Origin of the sequence: Bacteroides intestinalis DSM 17393, from assembly GCF_000172175.1 — a bacterium.
In the GTDB taxonomy this organism is placed as follows: Bacteria; Bacteroidota; Bacteroidia; order Bacteroidales; family Bacteroidaceae; genus Bacteroides; species Bacteroides intestinalis.
On sequence record NZ_ABJL02000008.1, the window covers coordinates 1,575,977 to 1,596,540 of the forward strand.

A 20,564-nucleotide genomic window follows, 5' to 3' on the forward strand; every position below is an offset into this window, starting at 1 on the left:
CTGATTTATTTAGTTTCTTTCTCTATCCATTTACTGACCATCCTGCGTAACTCAAGTGGCGAAACAGGTTTGGTCAAAAAGTCATTGCAACCCACATTGAGTGCCAATGCCCTATCATCGTCATAAGCAAATGCCGTAAGTGCAATGATGGGTACCCGGGCACCGCCTTCCCTTAACATAACGACTGTATCTATTCCGTTCATACCCGGCATCTTCATATCCATAAATATAAGATCAGGAGATTGAGTATTGAAAAGCTCTATAGCCTCATTACCATCATGTGCTCTCAGCAAACGATAATCCTTTCTGAGAAGTGCCTCGATCAATAAATAGTTGCTGTCTATATCCTCGGCCACCAGAATCAGAGGTTTATAATTTCTTGAGATGATCTTTATAACCTGGTCACCACCCTTTATTACAGTATCCGAGTCCAATGAGGCATCAAGTGTATATGGATGTGTGAACCAGAAACACGAACCTTCTCCTTCACGGGATTCTACTCCAATCTCTCCTCCCATTCGCTCTACCAAACTCTGGCATATAGACAATCCAAGACCAGCACCTTGCGAAAATGAGTCGAGTTTTACAAAACGATTGAAAATCTCATGCTGCTGTTCAGCAGGAATACCCTTACCGGTATCCGTCACACAGAAACGCACCTGAGTGTCATTTTCCAATCTATAGGAAAGAGTAACCGATCCCTTGGTCGTAAATTTCAAGGCATTCGTTACGAAATTAGAAAGTACCTGCATGATTCGGTTCTTGTCGGCATCAACCATTATCTGTGGTGAGCTTTCGTCAAAACACAGTACTACCGCTTCCTCATGTTTTTTGTGTGAACAAGTGGAAATTACCTCACGGCAAAGTCGGGGTAAATCCACCCTTGTTATAGTGAGTTCCACCGTACCGGCCTCTATTTTAGAAATATCCAAAATGTCAGAAATAAGGTTGAGCAACAGTTCGTTGTTCTCCTCTACTAAAGACATATACGATTCACGCTCATCATCATCGGCTTCGGCAAGCAAGCTCGAGAAGCCCACAATAGCATTCAGAGGAGTACGTATTTCGTGGCTCATATTAGCAAGGAATGCCGATTTTAGCCTATCTGATTCTTCTGCTTTTTCCTTAGCCTGAATCAACTCCAATTCTACCTGCTTACGGGTAGTGATATCAGTAGCCAATTCCATGATTGCCCATCGTCCGTCGAGCCACTTTATCGCCATACTCTGAATGGTATACCAGCGTTCGGTAACGGGATTGTAGTCTTCCCAGAAATGAACACCTGTGAACTTACGGTTGGCATCGAGTAACTGTGGTTTCGGGCAATGCGCACACAAACCATTCAGTCCTGCATTCAGCATTTTCCAGCATTCTGCATTTTCCGAAACCTGTCCGGCTTCTTCGCGGAAAGGTTTGTTTGCAAAGAGTACCTTCTGTGTATCATAATCGCAAACAAAAATATTGGCATTGATGTTATCCAATACCTTTTGCATAGTTCGTTGAGACAATTGCAGAGACGTTTCTACCTGCCAGCGTTTTGTAGCAGTGGATACAATTTGCGATATTTGACTCATTAACTCCACGTCCTTTTCATCCCACTGCTTATTCCAGCAGAAGTTAAATGACAGGAAACCGAAATGCACCCCTAACTGCGACAGAGGAAAAACGGCAATGGCTTTTACACCCTGTACTTCGAGCATCTGGGTAATAAAGGGATCGAGCGAATAGATATCGGACGTACAGATGATATGATTCTTTTCGAGCATATCAAACCACGGCTTTCCCGCTTCAATGGTCATACTCCGCAGGTAATCTATGGCCGGCTCAATACCATCGTTGCACCATTCGTTGGTGCATCCGTATGTGACCCCGTCAAGATGGTTTTCCCATGTTGCCAATCGGTCAACACCGGTATAACGGCCTATTTCAGCAAGTGCCATATTCATGGCTGTAGGTATATCCGGTTCCAGTTGTAATATTTGCAACACTTTTATGAATAATGCCTGCCGCCGGTTGGTTGCTTCCAGATTCTCTTGAATGGCAATCAGGTCCTTAGATTTTTCTTCGACCATTTGTTCGAGCCGGTTACGGTACTGTTCCAGTTCCATGCCGACTCCTTCTTGTTCGGAATCAGTAGATTTCATACGAGATTTATTGAGATAAATTAAATATAATGATTAATTGTTCTCTGCCGAGATACACCTTATATTTTGCAAATATATAGTTTTATTTGGCAAATATATGGTTTTATTCTACAATTTAAGAAAATCTTCTTAAAAACGGTATTTTACCTAAAAGGCTAATAATCGAAAGCTTATCGAAGCACTCAGAATATCCCCCTTTTGATAGTAATATTGCAATATCCAAAAGAAATACCTATCTTTGCACCCACTAACTAATAATTACTACGATGAGAATTTCCAAGTAAAGACAAACATTTCGGTAAACATCACTTTTTACATGCTTTATAATTCAGAACGCTGAGCATCACAAACGTGAATGTTTAGCCAATACTGTGTTTGTCTATTCCCTCCACAATCGAGATTTTATTGTATCCAAAGCACTTTTTGGTACAGTGTATTCACCTCTTTAAACACAGTATTTACCATGAGTATTATTATCAGAGATCTTAGTTATGTCCATTCCGACAAAGAAGTCTTATTCCAACATTTGAACCTTGTTATCAACCCGGGAGATAAAATGGCGCTAACCGGAAACAACGGTTGCGGAAAATCCACTTTAATGCGGATTATTGCAGGTGATTTATCTGCTACAACCGGAACGGTCAGCCACCCGGAACATCTCTATTATGTGCCTCAACATTTCGGGCAATATGATGACCGAACCATTGCACAGGCTTTAAGAATAGATGGCAAACTGGAAGCCTTGCATGCCATCCTGAACGGAGATGTATCCGAAAAGCATTTTGCCACACTGAATGATGACTGGAATATTGAAGAACGTGCCCAAGCTGCCCTGTCGGCCTGGGGAATGAATGACATTCCCCTCTCCCGTCTGATGGACGGATTAAGCGGGGGAGAAAAAACGCGTATCTTCCTCGCCGGCATGGAATTACATTCACCTGTCGCTATTCTGCTGGATGAGCCAACAAACCATCTGGACGCAATGGGGCGGCAACGGTTATATGACTTTGTACGGCGCACTCCGGCCATTGTACTCGTCATCAGCCATGACCGCGCCTTACTAAACCGGTTACCTGCCATTTGTGAATTATCCTCTAACGGACTAACTTTCTATGGCGGCAATTACGATTTCTTTAAGGAGCAAAAGGGAATCCAACTGAATGCCCTGCAAGAGCAACTGGAAGAAAAACAAAAAGCCCTGCGGCTTGCCCGGAAAACTGCCCGTGAATTGGCGGAACAAAAGGCAAAACAGAATGTACGGGGCGAAAAGGCCGCCATCAAAAAAGGCATCCCCCGCATTATGATGGGTGCCATGAAAAACAGAGCAGAAGTAAGTACCAATAAACTAAAAAGTGTACATACCGAGAAAGCAGAAAAGCTACAGCAGGATATGCAAAACATAAAAAGTACTCTTCCCCTTGCAGAGAAACTAAAAACAAACTTCAATGCCTCCACTCTGCACGAAGGTAAAATATTGGCTACTGCAAAAGAAATGAACTTTCAATATCCGGATGTTCCCCACCCCATGTGGACAACACCGTTAAGCTTTCAGTTACGGAGTGGCGACCGCTTCTATATTGAAGGCAATAACGGCAGTGGTAAAACTACATTGCTAAAGCTGATTTGCGGCGAACTCGCTGCCGTCAACGGAACACTCGACCGCATTGATTTCAGCACTGTTTATCTGGATCAGGAATACTCTCTTATCCATAATGAATATAGCATTCTGGAACAGGCGGACCATTTCAACCGTCGTCATCTACCGGAGCATGAACTGAAAACGATATTGAACCGTTACCTTTTTCCAGTAGCTACATGGAACAAGCCTTGCAAATTGCTTAGTGGTGGAGAAAAGATGCGTCTCTCCTTTTGTTGTCTGATGATTGCAGATAATACCCCGGATGTTTTCATACTGGACGAACCGACCAATAATCTGGATATTGAAAGCATCGAGATTATTACGGCAACCATCCGGGACTATACAGGAACGGTGATTGCCATATCACATGATAAGGAATTCCTGAAAGAAATAAACTGTAAATCATGGGTTAAGTTAGAAAGATAGTAAGTATAGAAAAAGCAGAGCAAGCTTTAGCTGCTATTTCCGAGTTTCGTCTACAAACCCATCCGGTTCGTCTCAAATAAAAAAGTAACGCATAGCAGAGACCTATCTTTGTCGCATTAAACAAAAAACGATAAAGATGGATAAAACTAAAGTATTAGTAATAGCCGCATTACTAATTTCAATTTGCTCTTTCGGAAAGGAAATATCTAATATCCCCGGACAAGCATCAGTCGATGATGAGAATATCCCACAAAGTAGTGGGCGCCCTGTACAAACACTACGAGGAGTGGTTAATGACCGGGCGTCGGGGCATCCTATCCCTTATGCAACGATACAGTTGACGGACATTCCGGGTTTAGGGATGATGTGCGATAGTCTCGGACGTTTCGCACTTCCCAAAGTTCCGGTAGGCCGCCATTCCGTGCAGGCTTCGTTTATGGGATACGAGCCGGCAACCGTACGGGAGATTCTGGTGACTTCCGCTAAAGAAGTTTATCTGGAAATAGCTTTGCAGGAAAGCGTAAACGAACTGAGCGAAGTAGTGGTGCATGCACACAACCGGAACGAAGCAATGAATAAAATGGCTGTCGCAGGAGCACGTATGCTCAGTGTAGAGGAAGCAAGCCGCTATGCAGGCGGATTTGATGATCCGGCCCGACTGGTTGCCTCATTTGCCGGAGTAACGCCAAGCGTTTCCAATAATGGTATATCCATCCACGGCAATGCACCGCATTTATTGCAGTGGCGACTGGAAGATGTGGAAATTCCAAACCCAAACCATTTCGCAGATATCGCCACTTTGGGAGGTGGAATTCTGTCCTCACTCAGTGCACAGGTTTTAGGAAACTCCGACTTCTTCACGGGTGCTTTTCCGGCAGAATACGGCAATGCCGTTTCCGGTGTCTTCGACATGAAGCTACGCAACGGGAACAACCAACGAAATGAAAATACATTCCAGGTAGGCATCATGGGAATAGATTTCGCTTCCGAAGGTCCGTTAAGCAAGAAACATAAAGCCTCATATATCTTCAATTACCGCTACTCCACTACGGGACTACTGAACGTTGACTTAGGTGGAAAGATGGACTATCAGGACCTGAACTTCAAACTAAACTTCCCCACCCGCCATGCAGGTACCTTTGCCGTATGGGGTACTGCATTGCTTGACAAATACAAAAGTTCACTCGAAGAGAATCCGGATAAATGGGATTACCTGGAAGATGCCGGACAGGGGCGTTCCACCCAGTACATGGCAGCCGGAGGTGTTACCCATCGCTACTTCTTTAATGAAAACACCTTACTGAAAACCACACTTGCCGGAACTTATTCCGACCAAGAGGCCATTCAAACCACTTACGACAGAGAATTTAATTCTTCACCTTACATCGAACAGAACAGCAGTAACACGAACCTGATACTGACTTCGTCACTGAACCGGAAAGTAAGCAACCGTTTTACCAACAAAACCGGATTCACCTTTACACAAATGTTCTACAATATGAATTTCGAGCTTGCTCCATTCATCGATCAACCGTTGGAAACAATCTCAAAAGGAGATGGAAACACCAGCCTGATTTCAGCCTACAACAGCTCTGCATGGGGAATAAACGACAAACTAAGCCTGAACTTCGGATTGCACGGCCAACTGCTCACGCTAAATAACCGCTGGACCCTTGAACCCCGCACCAGCCTGAAATGGCAAACCAATGCCCGAACTTCCTTTGCTTTGGCTTACGGTATGTACAGCCGTATGGAAAAGATGGACGTTTACTTCGTAAAGACGCAAAGCACCGGTGACCGGTCAGTAAACAAAAACCTCGATTTTACCAAAGCACACCATCTGATGCTTTCATTCGCCTATAAGGTTTCAGAAAATATAAGCTTGAAAGTGGAACCTTACATTCAGTTTCTATACGATGTACCCGTCATGCGCGACAGCTCCTTTTCGGTACTTAACCGAGATGAATTCTTCGTGGAAAACGCTTTAGTGAACAAAGGACGAGGACGCAACTTCGGTGTAGACTTCACTTGGGAACGGGCACTGAACAAAGGACTCTATTATATGATAACCGCTTCCCTGTTCGATTCCCGTTATTGCGGTGGCGATGGTATCTGGCACAACACACGCTTCAACCGGAAATATGTATTGAACGGACTGATCGGTAAAGAGTGGATGCTGGGACGCAACAAACAAAACATTCTCAGTGTCAACCTGAAGCTTACCCTGCAAAGTGGAGAACGCTATGCTCCGATAGATGTGGAAGCAACGATGGCCCACCCCGACAAAGAAGTGCAGTATGATGAAACGCGGGCATATTCCATTCAACGCTCTCCGATGCTGATTGGCAATTATACGGTAAGCTACCGCATCAATAAACGCCGTGTATCTCATGAATTCTCCGTGAAAGGCCTCAACTTTACAGGCAGCAAAGAGTTCATTCAGCACCTCTATAACATAAAAACAGGAAAGATAGAGGCAAGTGAACAGAAAACCGGTCTGACCAATATCAGCTACAAAATAGAGTTTTAATTCAGGATAATCCAGTGTTTTATATGAATTTATTCTATCTTCGTCACCTCAAATGAGAGATACTCCCATGAAAGTAATACCAATTATAGGCAATGATGATTCTTTTCTATACCGCTTCCTCGTCAGCTCACGCTTCCGGGTAGCCAGACATACCACTGTCGTCGTGGCACTGTTTGTCATAGCCTGTAATCTGGTATTATTCAGCTGTCAGGGTTATATAGAGATGTTGGGAAAGTGGATCTATCTTCTCATCTTCAACATGTTTCTGCTCTACGGTGGCATTTTTTATTTCAATTTGCTCTATCTGGTGCCCCGTTACTTGCTCAAACAAAGATATCTGACGTATATTCTTTCCCTATCAGGTGCTTTAATCATAGTTTTTATTTTTCAAGCTACACAGGAGTATATTGTATCCGATATCTTCTCTGTACCTAATATTTACGTGGGATATTCTAAGGTGGCATTTGTTATGGATTATCTTTCCTCTTTCCCATTAACCCTTCTCAGCATCATGGGCGGCGGTATGACTGTCTTGTTGCGGCTCTGGATACTGGAAAACCAACGGGTGATGCAACTAGAAAAAATCAGGTTACAGTCCGAAATAGAACATCTGAAAGAACAAATTAGCCCCTCCATGTTATTCCGGGTACTCCACTATTCAGGAGAACAGGCACTGGTAAATCCGGGAAAAGCGTCGGAAATGTTAATGAAACTGAGCCAGATACTCCGTTATCAGTTGTATGACTGTAACCGGGAGAAAGTGCTGCTAAATACGGAAATCAAATTCCTTTCCAATTATCTGGAACTGGAACAACTTGTTTCGAATAAATTTGATTTCCACATGAGTGCCTCGGGAGAGACAGGGCGTACATTTGTATTCCCATTGCTCTTTATACCTTTTATCCAGTACACAGTAAAGCAAATAGAAATTCAGGAAGAACAATCCGCATCCATTGAAATTCATTTGCAAGCGGAAGATGAGACCATTCTGTTCAACTGTCAGGTATCCATGCCTTGCCTGGAACCGGAGCAGGAATTGAATAAAATCCGGCAACGCCTCGATTTGCAATACGGTGAGAATTACCGGTTGGAATTAACCGGCCAGAACATCCAGCTTGAATTGAAAGGAGGTGGAAAATGATTAATAACCGTTTTACCAGTTTCCTGCTTGCTCCACGTTACCGTACGGCAAGACATTTGTTTCTGCAATTCGTAGTGTTTATGATTACAGTGAACATACTCTGGAATGTCCCCATGCGTCCCCTCAGTTTCCCTCAAAGGTTATTGGGATGGACCATCTATTTCATTTCCATTGATGCAGTTTTCTATATCAATCTTTACTGGCTATTCCCTCGCTTCCTGCTGAAAAACCGCCTGTTGATATATGCGCTCGGTGTGTCCGGAGTAAGTCTGATAGTCATTATAGCTGTAGCTATATTCCAAATTTTCACCATCGACATTTCAGTGCCCGCATCCGATAACAATCTGTTGCCTATCGTGGTAAATGCCATATCGGGAGTATTGGCCATGGGATTTACCGTAGCCGGGATGCCCGCCATACTCCTGCTTCGTCACTGGATGCTCTATAATCAGCGGGTAGATGAAATTCAATCTACTACCTTGCATTCTGAGTTGAGATTTCTCAAAAATCAGATAAATCCGCACTTTCTGTTCAATATGCTGAATAATGCCAATGTACTCATTCGGAAAAATCCCGCGGAGGCATCCAAAGTCTTATTCAAACTGGAAGATTTATTGCGTTACCAGATGAATGATAACTTCCGCGAACATGTACCTCTCCGCTCCGATATCCATTTCCTGAACGACTATCTGAATCTGGAAAAGGTACGGCGCGATCACTTTGATTACAATATCACAGAGGAAGGTAATATCGATGCCATACAATTACCGGCTTTGCTATTCATTCCCTTTGTAGAGAATGCGGTGAAACATAATTTCGACAGCGAACATCCGTCATACGTTCACCTTTTCTTTAAGGTCGAGGATAATCAATTGGAATTCCAGTGTGAGAACTCCAAGCCTGCCGTAGCAACAGGCAAAAGCCATGTGGGGGGAATCGGACTAACTAATATCCGACGCCGGCTTGAGCTCCTATACCTCGGTCGCTATTTACTGGAAGTAGCCGAGACAGAAAATAAGTATGTAGTAATTTTAAAACTGGATTTATGAATTGTATTATAATAGATGATGAACCACTAGCACGCGAAGCCATGGAAATGCTGGTGCAAGAAAATAAAGAGCTTTGCTTACTGGGCATGTTCAATAATGCCGTATCCGCCACACAGTTTATGGAAGAACATTCTGTCGACCTTATCTTTCTGGATATTCAGATGCCGGGTATCACCGGCATAGAGTTCGCACATACCGTCTCCAAACGAACCCTCATCATCTTTACGACCGCCTATACGGAATATGCATTGGACAGCTATGAAGTCGATGCTATCGATTATCTGGTGAAGCCTATAGAACCGGAACGCTTCCAAAAGGCAGTACAGAAAGCCCTCTCCTATCATTCATTATTGATGAAAGAGGAGAAAGAGGCCATTGAAACCAATGTTTCTTCCGAGTATTTCTTCGTGAAATCCGAACGGAAATACTTCAAAGTAAACTACACTGATATTCTCTTCATCGAAGGATTGAAAGACTATGTAATTCTTCAACTCCCGGAGCAGCGCATCATTACCCGCATGAATATGAAAGGCATCTCCGAGCTCCTGCCCCAGGATCTGTTCCTACGGGTAAACAAGTCCTATATCGTCAATACCCGTCACATCGATTCATTTGATAACAATGACATTTACATAGGTAATTATGAGATTGCCATAGGTAACAGCTACCGCGATACATTCTTTGAAGAATTTCTAATGAAAGGAAAAAGAAAAGAGTGATAAAGTGGTGAGGTGATAGAGTGTAAATTATCATTTTTCAAAATAATCACGTACTTTTGTATTCCGGAATAAGCAACTTAACAGGTTTACAGATATGATACAAATTCGCCCCAGCCAGCTTTCAGATTTAGACCGCCTGATGGAGATATTCGATCATGCCCGCAAATTTATGGCATCTGTAGGAAATGGAAATCAGTGGATCAATGGCTACCCACAACGTGAGCTGATTGCCAAAGAAATCACCGACGGACATTGCTATGCATGTGAAGATAAGCACGGAAAAATCGTCGGCACATTCTGTTTTGTTCCGAGTCCCGATCCCTTTTATGCCATTATCGAAGACGGAGCCTGGTTGAATGATGATTCCTATTATGTGATTCACCGCATCGCCTCCGACGGAAGTTACAAAGGTATCGGCGATATCTGTTTAAACTGGTGCGCCAAGCAACATCCTAATTTACGTGCGGACACACATAAAGACAATATTATCATGCAAAATCTGCTCACAAGAAATGGCTTTATCCGCTGTGGAATCGTGTATGTATCTAATGGTACAGCAAGAATCGCATATCAAAAGATAGTCTGAACAATAATTGCTTTCACATAAATCTGTTATACACAGAATAAATAATCAAAAAACAGAAAAATCATAGAATAATGGAAGATACGGAGAAACAAGAACCTACGCAGTGGTTCGTCTTTTTTAAAGACCAACTGCTGCTGAAAAAGGAAAAAACAGAAAAAGGAGAAATAAAATACAGAGTACCTTACGGTACAGAACTACCGTTGAATCCCGGTACAGGTAGTACGATTCACGAAGTATTTCTACCTACGGATGAAATGGTACGCACATTCGCCATCGAACAACTCGTTGTGGAAACGGAAGAATGGGTTATGGTCAATCTCCGGGGTTCCTATGAATATATCACCTTGGATGAATATAAAGCTGCCGGAAAAGCATATCAGATATTGTATTGGGACCAACACAGCCGTTTTTGTCCTGCATGTGGTATGCCTACGGAACACAAGACACCTATCATGAAGAAGTGCCCTTCGTGTGCCTATGAAATATATCCGCCTATTTCTACAGCTATCATCGTATTGATACGTCGCGGAGAAGAAATCTTACTGGTACATGCCCATAACTTCCGCGGAACATTCTATGGCTTGGTAGCCGGTTTTCTTGAGGTAGGGGAAACTCTGGAACAATGTGTACAACGTGAAGTAATGGAAGAAACCGGATTGCGAGTGAAGAATATCACTTATTTCGGCAACCAGCCCTGGCCCTATCCCAGCGGGCTAATGGTAGGTTTTATTGCCGATTATGAAAGTGGAGAAATCAAGTTGCAAAAAGACGAACTCAGTGCCGGAGCATTCTATTCGAAAGAAAATATGCCGGAAATTCCACGGAAATTGAGCATAGCACGAAAGATGATAGACTGGTGGCTAAGCAATAATTAAAAGACAAAAAACATTCAAATAAAAACAGATTGCGGAGGACATGCATTCAACAAACGAACAACTACGAATGAAACGACTCTCATTCACATCAACCAATTAGCATGCAACCGCAATCTGTATATCTTCTCATCTCCCGGTCATCCGACCTTCATCAAATCATTCTAAATATATCCATCAGAAACAAAAGAGGATAATGGCAATTTATATCAACTGGTGCTTTCACTATTGAAAACGTTCTTACGCCACTAATTGCCAAAATCCCCTTTTACCATCCTGATGGCTATTAACTAAGGTTTAGGTTAGGTTCATACGTTGCATATAAAACGGCATTTAACAGAGAATGATTTCAGAGTTGACTTAAAGAAAGCAAAAGAACCTTAAAGCGGAAAGAATGTCCACGCTAACGGATAAAAAACAGAAAAGGTGCAACCCTTCGCAGGATTACACCTTCCCTTCTGCCTATCAGCAGTTTATCTTTCTCAAATACCGAGTGACTTGCGTACTGCTACCACCTTCTCTTCTGCTTCCGCATCAGCACTGGCATAGCATTTCGGGCAACCCATTTCACCCTTCACCTCAATATAGAACTTAATTTTCGGTTCAGTACCCGACGGACGAACAGAAATCTTTGTACCGTCTTCTGTGAAGTATTGCAGCACATTTGAAGCTTCCGGCATATCCAGTTCACTAACCTTTCCCTCGGCATCAGTAATCTTCAACGTCTTATAATCCTTAATCAGTTTAACAGGTGAACCTCCGATTTCCTTCGGCGGATTGGCACGGAAATTATCCATTATGGCTTTGATTTCATCTGCACCGCTCTTACCGGGTTTCACTACGTTTACAGTCGTTTCTTTAGAGAAACCATACTCTACGTAGATATCCATCAGTACGTCATACAATGTCTTGCCCTGGTCCTTAGCCCATGCACAGATCTCAGCCAGCAGTGAACAAGCAGAAACGGCATCTTTATCACGAACAAAGTCTTCTGCCAGGAAACCATAGCTCTCTTCACCACCACCAATGTATTGCTGCTTACCTTCGCTCAAACGGATTTCACGTGCGATCCACTTAAAACCAGTGTAGCAATCACGCATTTCAATCTTATTCTTATCAGCTACAGCCTTAATCAGTTCAGTAGTTACAATGGTCTTCACAATGAAGTCATTCGGCTGCATCTTACCCATTGCAATACGGTTCTTGATGATATAATACAGGAAGATCAGACAAGTCTGGTTACCATTGATAAGTACCCACTCACCCTTATCATCTTTACAAGCCATACCTACACGGTCAGCATCGGGGTCGCTGGCCATTACGATATCAGCATCGATCTTCTTCGCCAAAGCGATAGCCATAGAAAGTGCCTCAGCATTTTCCGGATTTGGAGATACCACTGTCGGGAAATTACCATCCTTCACCATCTGCTCAGGTACACAATTTACATTTTCAAATCCCCATTCTTTCAGAGAGGCAGGAATCAAAACACGACCTGCACCATGCAGCGGAGTATAAACAATGCTGAGATCTTTCTGACGCTTGATCACTTCCGGATCAATAGAAATGGAATGAACCATATCCAGATAGATCTTATCCACATCAGCACCGATAGTCTGAATCAGGTCTTTGTTACCTTTAAACTTAATGTCGGCAACAGTCACCTTATTTACTTCATCGATGATAGCGGTATCGTGCGGAGCAAGTACCTGTGCACCATCATCCCAATAAGCCTTATAACCGTTGTACTCTCTCGGATTGTGGCTTGCAGTGATATTAATACCACTTTGGCAACCGAAGTGACGGATAGCAAAAGAAACTTCCGGTGTAGGACGCAAATCATCGAAGAGATATACTTTGATACCGTTTGCCGAGAAGATATCTGCAGAAATCTGAGCAAACTTGTCGCTGTTGTTGCGGCAGTCATAACCTACCACCACAGAAATCTGCTCTTTATCCTTGAAGCACTTGTTCAGATAGTTAGAAAGTCCCTGTGTAGCAGCACCTACCGTGTAAATATTCATACGATTGGTTCCTGCGCCCATGATGCCGCGCAAACCACCCGTTCCGAATTCCAAATCCTTATAAAAGCAATCTATCAGTTCGGTTTTATCTTCGTTCTCCAACATGCGTTTCACTTCCGCCTGAGTTTCGGCATCGTATGCCGGGGTGAGCCATCTCTGGGCTTTCTCAGTTACCTGTTTGATAAGTTCCTGATTCTCCATATAATTATTGTTATTTTAGAGGTTAAAATATATCTGTTATTTGTAAGACACAAATGTAGGCGAATAAGTTCAAATATCCTACATTTTCATGAAAGATTTACACTGTATTGTACAGATTTCACAGGAGAAATGAAGTTCCTGTGAAATCTGCAACAGGGCATTATTCCGGCATTTTATAGCGGTCACCGGTTTGTTTAACATACTCTTCCAGGAATTCTTTCGGGTATCCGGGACGTATCACACCTGCCGGCTGACCGATGGAATTACGTTCGAACTTACCATCTTTCATACGCTTCACTACACCATCATTGTATTTTACGATAAGGAATTCGCCCAAACGTTTCCAGGTATCAAGAGTGCTTTGTGCAGTCATATTTGTATAGTTAGTCAGGAATGCTTTTGCTTGGGCAGGATCTTTGGCATATAGTTTGGATGCCGCTGATTCAATACCTTCCTGCGCATCATTGAAAGTCGTTTCCATCTCCGACTGGCTTGCACGTACATCCTCAATCATCAGATCATAGCGAGGATAAACCATATTCGCCACCCAATTGAAAATCCAGAAAGAAGAATTCCAGGAGAAAGTGATATAGTCGGCGCCATCTACGCGTGAGTAGCATACAGGCACTTTATCCGTGCAGCAATATACAGGTGTGAACACCGTCATATTGGCATCATCCGTACCGAACCAAAGTACACCACCGATAGCGTCGGGCATAGAAGAACGCATCTGAGATACAAAAACAAAACCGGATTGCTGGGTAGAAATAGGACGTTCATTAAAATATTCCTGGTCGTTCACCTTGAAAGAAAGTGGAGAAAGACGATAAGGTGTGTGGTAAGGGCCTGCACCGAAATCCTTGCTAATATCCAGCGGAGTACCTTCATAATGGTCGCGCATGGCATTCTTCACATCCTGTACGGAGATTTTGCGGTTTGCTTTCAGATAAAGCGGCATTGGCTGATCGGTTTTACCTTCTATATACGGAAGAAATTCTTCTCCACGGTCGGTAAACATATTGAAATAGCTCCATACACGGGCTTCACAGTAGCGACGTGCACCGAAATCCAGAGGAGCGTATGCATCTGCAAAACTGAAATCCTTATTCACGCCGGTAAAGTAACCTTTTTCGCGGGCAAAAGAAATCACATCGGAAGAATAAAGGCAATTATTCTTGTCGTTCATATCGAACTGATGGATACGGGACTGGTTGGCATGAGCAGAGATGCAATCATCCGGGATACGTACAGCTACCCATACGGCACCACGCACACCAGGGCCTTTACCTATCATTTCCATAATCCAGACCTCATTAGGATCGGCAATAGTGAAAGACTCACCACTGCTGTAATAGCCGTATTCCTGTACAAGATCGGTCATCACCTTAATGGCTTCACGGGCAGTACGGGCACGTTGCAATCCCAGGTAAATCAGACTACCGTAATCAATAATACCAGTAGTATCCACCAATTCCGGACGACCTCCAAAAGTAGTCTCGGCAATGGTAAGCTGGAATTCGTTGATGTTACCAATAACATTGTAAGTCTGGCGAGCTTGCTCTATCCGGCCCAGATATTTGCCGGTATCCCACTCATGCACATCCATCAGAGTGCCTTTCTTATGTACACCGGCAGGATAATGATATAACTCACCGAACAACCCGTAGGAGTCGGCAGAATAAGAAACGATGGTAGAACCGTCTGTAGAGGCATTTTTACCTACAATAAGATTGGTACAAGCCAATGCATTTGCCACGGCTACTACCATACCTAAGACGGAAAGAGTCAGTCTTTTACTTTTCATACTTCAGTTATATTAATTATTAAATCAAATGTCGCATACAAGCAGCTACCTACCAAGTCCGTATCAACTCCGTACCAACTCCGTGTCAAGTCCGTAGTTATAGACACGGAGATGGTACGGAGATGACAAAGTTCAGACACAGGGTTATTTACCAGACAAACTCAAACTTTTCTGTTGTCTGATTCCCGCATCCATCCGTTACAGTCATTTCCACAACATGCTTGCCTCCCTTTTTTACATGATTCGGGTCGAGCTTACACACCAGATTCCCACTGATAGAATTGGGTTTACCAAACAAGGCATACTTGCCATCTATGGTTCCGCGGTAACTGCTGATACCAGTCTCTTCATCTTTTGCTTTGAATACGATACGCCCTGTACTTCCCCATTGTTTCGGATTAAGCGGAGTAATTTTAGGCGGTATGGTATCAATGGCAACAGTGTAAGTACCCAATTCACGGATAGTGGTTTTCATAAAACCATCTTCATATCTGCCACCGATATTATACTTCTTGCCACGGCTGCTCACACCTGCCACGTAATATTTCGTCGTATCTTCTAACGGACGATGACGCAGTCCGATACTCAATTCGCAACGGCCATGCAGAGGTATGCGTGTATCATTCAACTGATAGGTGAAAGCGATATCCCCACTATCAGCCCGTACAGTATAATTCAGGTATGCGTCGTCATAGAGCATACCTCGGGGGATGATCAGATTCAAGCCAGGTTCTTGCAGAATATTCACCTTATCCCAGCGAAAAACATATTTCTCCCGGTATTCCACAGGTTTTATTTCCGTACGCTTTCCATGTACGGTGAAACGCACTCTTGAAGTGTTTCCCAATGCATCTTTCAGCGTATAAACAAAGTGATAGGGACGTTCTTCATTGATCTCAATCAATCCCCGGTTACCATTGGGAGCATGCAGCATACGCAATGTATTTCCAGGCTCGATGAAAGACTTCATATACTGCCCGTACGTCCACGAATTTATCATCCGGTTTTCGTTTTCCGAGAAACGGTCTACCACACTACGGAATACTTCCACACTATCTACTTCCAGAATGACAGTATGTACTCCATAACGATTGCTCACTCCGTCCATATAATCATAGGCACGAATAGCTGATCCTATCAGTCCCCAGGCAGTAATCGGCTGTTTGGGATTAAGTGGAAAAGCCTGATGCCTCTGATTTCCTCCCACTACTCCCCTGCCCGGCTGTGGAAAGAGCATAATGCCTTCGGCACGAGGAGCCGTATTGTCTTTCACTTTCTTCTTAAAGAAGGGCAACGGGTCGATATAATCGTCCGTATCCGCCTCAAACACATCCAAGTGCAGGTGTGGACCGAAAGAATAACCGGTGTTACCACTCAGAGCGATAACTTGCCCTGCCTTTACAGGATATTCACCCGGTTCGGGTGTAATCTCCACTTCCCATGACTCCTTTTCATATTGCAAGTCTTCTACCCTACGGGCTACATCGCCCACAAAAGTACTAAGGTGTCGGTTGATGGTTTTATATCCGTTATTATAGGCTACATCAAGCACATAACCCGAACCATGTGTGACACGGATACGCGAAATATATCCTTCGGCCAAGGCATGCACCGGCTTACCGATAGTGCCTCCTGTTTTAAAATCCAGTCCGCCATGAAAGTGATTGGCACGTATTTCACCGAAGTTCCCGGAAAAAGTAATGGGGAAATCGAAAGGCGGAGTAAAGGTAGCATCCTGTGCATGAACAGCGGCAGGAATCTGCACCCCACCGAACAAAAATAAAAAAGATAAATATATAGTAGATTTGGTATATCTATTCATAGGTGTAATCTTTGTTTTTAAACGCAGGCAAAGATAAAAAATATCCCCATCTTTGCCGCAATAAATATCATAATTGTACTTGCATAATTCCCCAAAAGACATATCTTTGCAACGCAAACTATATAATAAGCACTTATATAAACATCAATGACCCATACAACTTTCACCTACACATGCCTTGTTTTAGCAATACTTATTGCCATAGGCTTTATAATAATGATTATCACCATACGTCGTTTACACAAGGCACAAAAGCAACTGCAAAAAGAGAATAAAACAGATGACCAGGAAAAAAAATATGACTGGTACAGGCACTAATCATTTCATATTCATACATGAACAACCTCCTGAGCAAAATATTGAAACTCAGCGGGCATCCGATTATTTCAGATTAAAACCTGTATAAAAATACTGTTGTAAAACACCTACTCTCAAAGTACATCGAAACACGGAAATCGCTACATTGCGACATGTTTAACCCCCAATTAAAATTGTAAGGTTATGATTATCGGAGTACCTAAGGAAATCAAAAACAACGAGAACCGTGTAGGAATGACCCCTGCCGGAGTAGCCGAGTTGGTGAAAAGAGGTCATACAGTGTATGTACAGGCGTCTGCCGGTACAAACAGCGGTTTTCCTGATGAAGAGTACACTGCAGTGGGTGCGAAAATGCTGCCAACCATCGAAGCTACGTATGCCGCAGCTGAAATGATTGTAAAGGTGAAAGAACCTATCGCCCCCGAGTACAAACTGATTAAAAAGGGGCAAGTGGTATTTACCTATTTCCACTTCGCCGCCGATAAGATACTTACCGAAGCCATGATAGAGAGCGGTGGCATCTGCATCGCTTACGAAACCGTAGAGAAGGAAGACCACTCTCTCCCATTGCTCACTCCCATGAGTGAAGTAGCCGGACGTATGGCTACACAGGAAGGTGCCCGTTTCCTGGAAAAGCCGCAAGGCGGAAAAGGGAAATTACTGGGTGGTGTACCCGGCGTTCGTCCTGCACGTGTATTAATTCTGGGGGGCGGTGTAGTAGGAACCAATGCTGCACAGATGGCTGCCGGAATGGGTGCGGAAGTACTGATCACCGATATTAATCTGACACGCCTGCGCTACCTTAGCGAAGTGTTACCAAAGAATGTAAAAACTCTATATTCTTCTATGCATAACATCAGGATGGAACTGCCTAACATAGACCTCGTGATTGGTTCCGTACTGATTCCGGGAGATAAAGCTCCACATCTGATTACCAAAGATATGCTGAAGCTGATGAAACCGGGAACCGTTCTCGTGGATGTTGCCATAGATCAGGGCGGATGCTTTGAAACCTCTCATCCTACCACCCACAGTGAACCAACGTATGTAGTGGATGGCATCGTACACTATGCGGTAGCTAATATTCCGGGAGCAGTGCCATTCACTTCAACTATGGCACTGACGAACTCCACACTACCTTATACCGTGGCATTGGCAGACAAAGGCTGGCAAAAAGCATGTAAAGGCGATCCCGCTCTGGCACTAGGACTGAACGTAGTAGAAGGTAAAGTTACTTATAAAGCTGTAGCGGATGTATTCGGACTGGAATATGAACCGATAGAGTGGTAATAGATAGGAGCTACAAGTTACGAACTACGAGTGGCTGCGCTATCACGCTGCAAAGTACTTGTAACTTGTAGCTTGTAGCTCATGTAACGTCGGTTGAATTGATTGGCACATTATTTTATGTCCTTTTTCTCCCTGTAATTCTTCACGACATGCTCAATGTGTTTTGGAAAACCAATCCTTAAACTCCTGCACACGTGCCTTGCTTACCAGCACTTTTTCATCCGATACCTTACAACGAAGATTAATAGACAGACGGTTGTTGAACCATAAATCAATATCCTTGATAGCCTCACGGGAAATCAGAAATTGCCGGTTGACACGGAAGAACAGGGATGGATCGATACACTCTGTTATTTCATCCAGTGTTTGTGGAAATGTATATTCCTTACCATCGGCAAGAACCACCTTCACTTTGCAGTCCTGAATATAAAACAGCAGAATCATATCCACCGAAACCGGTAGCAACTTGTCACCCTTCACCGGAATGAGAAAATGCGTTTTATAACTTTCCTGCTTTTTCAGCGAATGAATTAATTGCAACAAAGCATTGTCAGGGGATTTCCCTTGTTCCGAACCATGCAACTGCTCCAACTTATGGAAAGCCTTCTCAATATCACTCTTTCCAATAGGCTTCAACAAATAATCCACACTGTTCACTTTGAACGCACGAAGAGCATATTCATCATAGGCCGTAGTGAAAACAATAGGGCAGGTAATATCTACATGATCGAAGATTTCAAAGGCTGATCCGTCAGCTAAATGAATATCCATAAAGAGCATATCCGGCATAGAATGTACGGCAAACCAATCCAACACAGCTGCAATACTGTCCAAAACAGCCTCTACTTCCACTTCCGGCTTCACTTCCTGTAACAAAGCTTTCAGGTTGCGAACTGCCGCTTTCTCATCTTCTATAATAATTACTTTCATGAAACACTCGGTATTAAAGGAATACGTATGGTAAACTGCTCGTTCTCGCTGATTTGTATCTCCCGCTTGTAAAGCAAATAATAGCGTTTTGCAAGATTTGCCAGTCCTATGCCAGTTCCGGTAGTAACAGTCAGTTTAGGCTGCACCGGATTGGTAACGATTAATTCTTCCCCTTCGGTATAAATACGGATATTCAATGGATGCCTGTCGCTTATTTCATTATGTTTCACTGCATTCTCTATCAGCATCTGGACTGCCATAGGAGGCAAATAATAATTGGCATATTTATTATCAATACAAATATCAAAAGAGAGATTATCTTCAAAACGCATCTTCAACAAAAAGATATAAGCCGACACAAATTCTATTTCATCCTTCACACACACACTTTTCGAATCATTTCCCTGCAAGGTGTAGCGCAAAACACGGGAAAGTTCCTGAATGTATTCCTGTGCTTTATCCTTGTCTTCGCGTACCAGTGACCGGAGAGTATTCAGAGAGTTAAAAAGCATGTGCGGATTCAATTGATTCTTCAAAGCCTCATACTGGTTCAGGATGTTCTCGGCCTGCAATTGTTGGTTTTCTATAACGACTTCCTGCTGGCGCCGGATAAGGTAGGATATATAGCAACTTCCCGATACGGTACAGGTTATTATAAAATCACGCAGAGGATGCAGATAATGATGTACCATGGCATCAATGGCCGGAATATCGAAAGTGTGATGCAGGAATACAAAACATTTCCCTAACAAACTGCTTAAAATCCAAGTCAGTATCAATGACAATATCATCTTCTGCCAGGTAATTTTTACAGCCGGCTGGTTAAAGTGGAACAGCAAAATGTTCACCTCAAACAGAATCACAAGAGAGATGAAAGTGAAAAACACTTCACTTGCCACATCAGCAGGCCTCATGCCCGGAAACAGTGTCTGGCTCTCGAAGACATCAAAGAGAGAAACCAATTCCGGAAAATGAATCAATGTTGCCACGGAAATGGAAACGATGAGTATGAACAGAGTATACCGATTTTTCATGCTTGCAGTATTTTACATACAAAGATACATTTTAT

General features: G+C 43.2%; 14 protein-coding genes. 8 read left to right on the forward strand and 6 right to left on the reverse strand.

Annotation, left to right across the window (positions count from 1 at the left end):
• Positions 1 to 5: 5 nt before the first annotated feature.
• Positions 6 to 2,144 (reverse strand): GAF domain-containing hybrid sensor histidine kinase/response regulator, encoded by a 2,139-nt coding sequence (locus BACINT_RS15715; protein ID WP_007664756.1) that lies wholly within the window; start codon positions 2,142 to 2,144, stop codon positions 6 to 8.
• 463 nt (positions 2,145 to 2,607) lie between these two features.
• Here BACINT_RS15715 and BACINT_RS15720 point away from each other — a divergent pair, with 463 nt between their 5' ends.
• The 7 genes from BACINT_RS15720 to nudC all read left to right on the forward strand — a co-directional run bounded on the left by BACINT_RS15720 (position 2,608) and on the right by nudC (position 11,109).
• Positions 2,608 to 4,209, forward strand: coding sequence for an ABC-F family ATP-binding cassette domain-containing protein (locus BACINT_RS15720; protein ID WP_007664765.1), 1,602 nt, complete (start codon positions 2,608 to 2,610; stop codon positions 4,207 to 4,209).
• A 136-nt stretch (positions 4,210 to 4,345) separates the two neighbouring features.
• The gene (locus BACINT_RS15725) at positions 4,346 to 6,739 is read left to right on the forward strand and encodes a TonB-dependent receptor (RefSeq protein ID WP_007664767.1); all 2,394 of its coding nucleotides are present in this window, start codon (positions 4,346 to 4,348) and stop codon (positions 6,737 to 6,739) included.
• A 67-nt stretch (positions 6,740 to 6,806) separates the two neighbouring features.
• Positions 6,807 to 7,880 (forward strand): sensor histidine kinase, encoded by a 1,074-nt coding sequence (locus tag BACINT_RS15730; RefSeq protein WP_044155076.1) that lies wholly within the window; start codon positions 6,807 to 6,809, stop codon positions 7,878 to 7,880.
• Positions 7,877 to 8,929, forward strand: coding sequence for a sensor histidine kinase (locus BACINT_RS15735; RefSeq protein WP_007664774.1), 1,053 nt, complete (start codon positions 7,877 to 7,879; stop codon positions 8,927 to 8,929). Before BACINT_RS15730 ends, BACINT_RS15735 begins: the two co-directional genes overlap by 4 nt.
• Positions 8,926 to 9,648: a LytR/AlgR family response regulator transcription factor gene (locus tag BACINT_RS15740; protein ID WP_007664777.1), complete on the forward strand. Its 723-nt coding sequence runs from the start codon at positions 8,926 to 8,928 to the stop codon at positions 9,646 to 9,648. Before BACINT_RS15735 ends, BACINT_RS15740 begins: the two co-directional genes overlap by 4 nt.
• A gap of 94 nt (positions 9,649 to 9,742) precedes the next feature.
• Complete coding sequence (locus BACINT_RS15745) at positions 9,743 to 10,234, forward strand: GNAT family N-acetyltransferase (RefSeq protein WP_007664779.1); 492 nt, start codon at positions 9,743 to 9,745, stop codon at positions 10,232 to 10,234.
• A 71-nt stretch (positions 10,235 to 10,305) separates the two neighbouring features.
• Positions 10,306 to 11,109: an NAD(+) diphosphatase gene (nudC, locus tag BACINT_RS15750; protein ID WP_007664781.1), complete on the forward strand. Its 804-nt coding sequence runs from the start codon at positions 10,306 to 10,308 to the stop codon at positions 11,107 to 11,109.
• Between the two features lie 479 nt (positions 11,110 to 11,588).
• Here nudC and BACINT_RS15755 read toward each other — a convergent pair whose 3' ends face one another.
• The 3 genes from BACINT_RS15755 to BACINT_RS15765 form a co-directional block, all read right to left on the reverse strand.
• The gene (locus tag BACINT_RS15755) at positions 11,589 to 13,331 is read right to left on the reverse strand and encodes a phospho-sugar mutase (RefSeq protein ID WP_007664783.1); all 1,743 of its coding nucleotides are present in this window, start codon (positions 13,329 to 13,331) and stop codon (positions 11,589 to 11,591) included.
• Between the two features lie 160 nt (positions 13,332 to 13,491).
• Entirely contained in the window at positions 13,492 to 15,135 is a 1,644-nt protein-coding gene (locus BACINT_RS15760; protein ID WP_007664785.1) for a C69 family dipeptidase, read from the reverse strand.
• 148 nt (positions 15,136 to 15,283) lie between these two features.
• Positions 15,284 to 16,957, reverse strand: coding sequence for a M23 family metallopeptidase (locus BACINT_RS15765; protein ID WP_021967501.1), 1,674 nt, complete (start codon positions 16,955 to 16,957; stop codon positions 15,284 to 15,286).
• Between the two features lie 501 nt (positions 16,958 to 17,458).
• Here BACINT_RS15765 and ald point away from each other — a divergent pair.
• Entirely contained in the window at positions 17,459 to 18,565 is a 1,107-nt protein-coding gene (ald, locus tag BACINT_RS15770) for an alanine dehydrogenase (protein WP_007664791.1), read from the forward strand.
• 153 nt (positions 18,566 to 18,718) lie between these two features.
• Here ald and BACINT_RS15775 read toward each other — a convergent pair whose 3' ends face one another.
• Together BACINT_RS15775 and BACINT_RS15780 are read right to left on the reverse strand one after the other, a co-directional pair.
• Entirely contained in the window at positions 18,719 to 19,495 is a 777-nt protein-coding gene (locus tag BACINT_RS15775; RefSeq protein ID WP_007664793.1) for a LytR/AlgR family response regulator transcription factor, read from the reverse strand.
• Positions 19,492 to 20,529 (reverse strand): sensor histidine kinase, encoded by a 1,038-nt coding sequence (locus tag BACINT_RS15780; protein WP_007664795.1) that lies wholly within the window; start codon positions 20,527 to 20,529, stop codon positions 19,492 to 19,494. The genes BACINT_RS15775 and BACINT_RS15780 overlap by 4 nt, the downstream gene beginning before the upstream one ends.
• Positions 20,530 to 20,564: the final 35 nt, after the last annotated feature.